At 58.5% G+C, this 4948-nt stretch carries 3 protein-coding genes and 1 pseudogene; all 4 read right to left on the minus strand.

Features of this window, described 5'->3' with window-relative positions; translation table 11 throughout:
- Positions 1-543, minus strand: a pseudogene (locus tag AC1DRJ_RS19100) (MBOAT family O-acyltransferase); the annotation flags it as partial.
- Between the two features lie 201 nt (positions 544-744).
- Entirely contained in the window at positions 745-1866 is a 1122-nt protein-coding gene (locus AC1DRJ_RS19105; protein WP_477803521.1) for a mannuronate-specific alginate lyase, read from the minus strand.
- Between the two features lie 8 nt (positions 1867-1874).
- Entirely contained in the window at positions 1875-3323 is a 1449-nt protein-coding gene (locus tag AC1DRJ_RS19110) for an alginate O-acetyltransferase (protein ID WP_477803522.1), read from the minus strand.
- A 10-nt stretch (positions 3324-3333) separates the two neighbouring features.
- Positions 3334-4920, minus strand: coding sequence for a mannuronan 5-epimerase AlgG (gene algG, locus AC1DRJ_RS19115; RefSeq protein WP_477803523.1), 1587 nt, complete (start codon positions 4918-4920; stop codon positions 3334-3336).
- Positions 4921-4948 lie beyond the last annotated feature (28 nt).

A 4948-nucleotide genomic window follows, 5' to 3' on the forward strand; every position in this document is an offset into this window, starting at 1 on the left:
GTTGTTGAACTGATCGGCGAGGTCGCGGAAACGCAACACCGGGCCGGCAATCAAGTGCGGGAAAATCGCCACGAACGCCGCGAAATCGATCAGGTTGCGGGTCGCCGGAGTGTCACCCCGGTAGACGTCGATGATGTAGCTGATGGACTCGAAAATGTAGAACGAGATACCGATCGGCAACAGCACGTGGGTCAGGATAAACGGCGACAGGCCGACCGACGTCATCATCGCGTTGATGCTGTCGACGCCGAAGTTGGCGTACTTGAAATAGCCCAGGATGCACAGGTCAACGGCGACGCCGAGCAGCAGCCAGCGCTGGGCCGGTTTGGTTCTTACGCCAGCGGCACCGACTTTGAGGCCGATCCAGTAGTTCCACAGCGTGACGGCGGCGAACAGCGCCAGGAAGTCCACACGCCACCAGGCGTAGAACATGTAGCTGGCGATTAGCAGCAGCAGGTTGCGATAGCGTATTCCGCTCAAGTAGTACAAGCCGAGAAAGATCGGCAAGAACAGAAACAGGAATACATTGGATGAAAATACCATCCCGATCTCTCCGTGTTTAACCAACAGTCAAGGGCCAACGGCCCCCCCAAACCCCCCAGGAAAATCTGGAGAGCTACGATCGTTCCCACGCTCTGCGTGGGAATACCTCAATGGACGCTCTGCGTCCGCCTCGGCGTGTGACGCGGAGCGTCACGGGATGCATTCCCACGCGGAGCGTGGGAACGATCATCTGTTCAGGTGCTAAGAACCTTTGCCTTTTTCATTGGCCGGGTCGTAGACCTTGGTCAAATCTCCACCGAGGCGGAAGGTCTTGAACGGTTGCATCCCGTGTTTCTTCTTCAGCACATCCGGGGCGCAGGTGTAGAGCGTGCAGTACGGTTCGAGCYAGGCAAATTTCGAGTCGACCTTGAGGTCGGTCATGTCCTGTTCCTTGCCGTTCTTCTTCTCGAAGATGTCCGGGTCTTTCACCCCGGCCAGCACTTGATCACCCAGGCGTTTCAGCGCCCCGTTGTTTTCCTGGCGCAAATCCACACCGTTGACCTGCGCAAAACTGGCGATCATCGCCAGGGGCGGCAGGGCGTAGTTGTGGTAGGCGAGGGCGCGTTGCTCGCGCTTGAGTTCGTTCGGCAGGAAGCCTTGCGCATCGACTTGATTGGCGCCGACCTTGTATTCCTTCACGGCCCAGTCAAACAGGTCGCGGCGGTTGGTCGCGATCGACGTGGCCATCACCGACCAGGCCGCCCAGTACGAGTGATTGTTGGTTTGCTCCAGCGGCAGGTTGTCCCAGTCGCTGACAACCTGATCGGCCATTTTGCTGAACCAGGCTTCAATCAACTGCGACTCTTGCTGATGGTTGACCAATGGATTCGAGTTGGAGAATTTCAAGCGGATATACGACGAAGCCATGCTGCCCAGCGCCCATTTGCGCATGGACTTGCCGGTGTGGTTGAAGTCCTTGGACATCAACGCATCGGCCTTGGCCCAAGCCGTCAGCCAGCTCAACGTGCATTCCAGTTGTTCCGGACGACCGTCACGCATGAACTGCATCACGCGCTTGCTGGTGCCGCGCTCGATTTTGGTGATGTCGGCAGTGCTTTCACGAAAAGCTTTTTCCGATTGCTCGTTCAGGGTCGAACGGGCCTTGTCGGAGCCTTCGTATTTGCTGCGAAACTGCAGCGAGCCGGTGTACGGCGTCGGGATCGCATCACAGCTTTCGCCGCCGTCGCCGGTTTTGATTTTTTCAATCGGCGCGAAGTAGCCCTGTGGCGGGCGCAGCGGCGCGGCGGCCTGGCTGGCACCGGCGAACATCGCCAGCGTCAACAGCGAGGGAGCGAGTAGATTTTTCAACGTTCGGTTTTGCATGGCAGACCTCATTGCCCGGCCTGAGCGGTACGTTGCTCAGCTCTCGGGAACACGTTGCGTTTGCAGATTTTCGCTTCGACTTTCTGCGGCGCGGCACCTGCTTCAGGGCCCTGGACTTCGACGGCCAGCAGATTCTGCGAGGCCCAGTCTTCGTCCGTGCGCAACTCAAAGGCGAAACGCCCGTCGGTGTCGGAGGTTTCCGGTTTTTCGATCTTGATGTCCTCGTGGCGACCGTTCATGTACCAGAGGGTGGCTTGCAGGGTTTTCACCGACGGATCGGCGAAGCGGATATCAACCTGGTGGCTGCTGTTCTGCAGATTCAGGTTCTTGCTGTTGACCATCAATTCGTTCTTGCCCGGTTTCAGCGTGGTGCTGCCGGACATCTGTGCATCCTTGCCTTCGCAACCGTTGTCCAGCAGCGCCATCATCTGGCGGTAGATGGTTTCCTGATCAAGGCGATAAAGCGGCGAGAATTCCCAGATCAGAATCTTTGGCGGCTTGGTCTGGAACTCTTCGCTGCCCAAGTACTGCAGCATCGAACCTTCCAGGCCACCGCCGGGGAACGCCACGTTGAGGATGTCAGCGCCGATGGCCTCTTCAAGGAAACCGGAGAAGTTGTAGTTCTTGCCGCTGTGGCTGGTGCCGACCAGGGTGATCTCCGGGTTGCCGGCGTCGCTGAACAGATCGCCGTCGGCGGCTTCGCCCTTGGGCTCGGTGGTGAACTGATCCATGTACTGGACCGCGTAGCTGGTGCCACAGAGTTGACCGGCCATGTTGTGTAACGTTCCGGTCTTACCCATGCGACCCGACTTGTGGGTCTCGAATTCACGTTTCGCAATGCCTGCAAACGCCGGGATCTGCTTGACCTTTTCCGCAACGATTTTTGCTGTGCGCTGGGCGCCATACGGCGTCCAGTGCTGATCGCCACGGAAGTAGAAGTCGTGGGCGGGCAGGGTCTCTGGCAGCGATTCGTTGGTCAGCGGCGACAAGTCTGGCACCACGTAACCCATGGCGGCGAAACGCCCGAGCATGGACTTGTAGTTCCGCAAAGCCTTGTCGAAATCGTACTTGGCCTTTTCTTCCGGGTTGAGCTTGTTGCGGTTCACCAGGCCACGGGTCGGCTGATAAACCACCACCAGTTCCACGCCTTTGCTCTTGAACGCATCGTGCAATTCTTTCATGCGTTTGTAGCCGGCGGGGGTGGTGTCGAATTCGGTGCGCAAGTCTTCCTGGGTACGGAACAACCAATCACCCTGGGCCTGCACCAGCGTGGTGAAGTTCTGCTGATAACGCGTGGTGTAGTTCTTCGCGTCATGCGCTTCGGGGCACAGGTTGCAGCACGGTTCTGCTGAGAATTTTGGCGCCTGGGCGTCATCGGCACGAACACCGCCGCTGGCCGCGAGAATGCCGGCGGTCAGGGCCGACAGGCTGAGTAATTTGATCAAGTGTGTGTGCATAAAATTATCCTCAGTCCCGCATTTCGGTCTGGCGTTCGACAGGGTCGATCAGCACGGCTTTCTGCTGGCGCACCAGCAGGTCGAGAATTTCATCCTGACGCTCGCCGAGAATCCCGCTGAAGCTGATGCCGCTGGATTTGGTCGGAGCGAGCATCGACACGCGATACAACTCGACACTCAGCGGCGAGTCGATGGACAGCGGGCCACTGCCATTACCGGCCAGTTCGCCGCCGACCACGATCAGCGACACCTGGGCGTCGAACGGGTCGAGCTTGATGTCGCGGTCGGTGTCGCTCAGGTCTTTGATGTGGCCGTAGACACCGGTCAGGCCGTTGGCCAGGGACAGGTTTTCGTAAAGGCGAATGTTCACGCTGTTACGAATGCGGATGCCGTGGCGTTTGTTGCTGATCACCTTGTTGCCGTAGATCAGGTTGTCGGCACTCTCGTAGAGGGTGATGCCGTCGGTGTGGTTCTTGTAGATCTCGTTGTAGGCGATCAGGTTGTTTACGCTGTTACGGTCGATCACCAAGCCCGAGAGCTTGTTGTCGTAGCTACGGTTGTTGAAGATGAAGCTGTCGTTGACCTCACGGGAAATAATGATTCCGTGCTTCTTCTTCGTCCCGTAGACGGTGTTGTCGGCAATGATCAGGCCGTGGGAACGGTCATGCGGGTCGATGCCGTAGACGATGTTGTCTTTGTAGGTGTTGCCCTTGACCACGAAGTCGCGGGTTTCGTAGCAGTAGAAGCCGTACCACATGTCCGAGAACTCGGAACCGACGATCCAGCCCGTCGGTTCAGGGCGCTTCAAGACCTTGGCCATGTTCGGCGTGTACTGGGAAATACTCACGCCGTAGGACTTACTGTTGGCGTAGCCGAAACTGGCGATCTTGCTGTTGGCGATGTAGGTTTCGGTGCCACCCCAGGCCAGCATGAACGGCCGGAACTCCTTCGGCGACTTGAAGGCCGCCGGGCCGCTTGCCTTCTCGCTCCAGCCAGTGATTTTGGTGTCGCGCACAAACAGTTGACCGTCGTTAACCAGGAACGAACCGGCCTCTTGCGACAGGCGCAATTCCTGGGTCTGCTTGTCGATTTCCAGGATGCCGTGGCGACCGACCACAATCGGCAACTTCGCCAGGAACACGCCCGGAGAGGTTTCGCTGAAGTACTGCTTGGGCACCTTCTTGGCCAGGTCCTTGAGGTTCATGTAGCCGTCGTCGACGAAGATCGCCTGCGGGATACCGTGCTGACGCACCACCCATTCGGCCATCTTGTTGTCGCCGCCGATAAAATCTTTCAGGGCGTCTTCCTGCATCATCCGGCGCACGCTGATTTTGCCGGCCTTGGTGCGCACGATTTTCGCGGCGATGGCCTCGGCGGTGAAGCCAGAGGTGTCCGGCAGTTTTGGCCTGGCCAGTTCCAATGGTGCAGTCGGCGCGCTGCTGACGGTGTAGGTCTTGGCCTGTTGCAGTTCCTTGGCCATGGTCGCCGGCTTGCCTGGTTTGGGCGCAGCCGGTTCCACGTTGGCGAAGGCAGCCGCACTGGCCAGCAGCATCGCGCCGGCCAGCAAGGTCATGGAACCTTTCTTGGCTCTGTTCATGTCGGGCACTCCCTTCGCGGTTCGCATC

This window comes from Pseudomonas sp. P5_B2, from assembly GCF_056400445.1.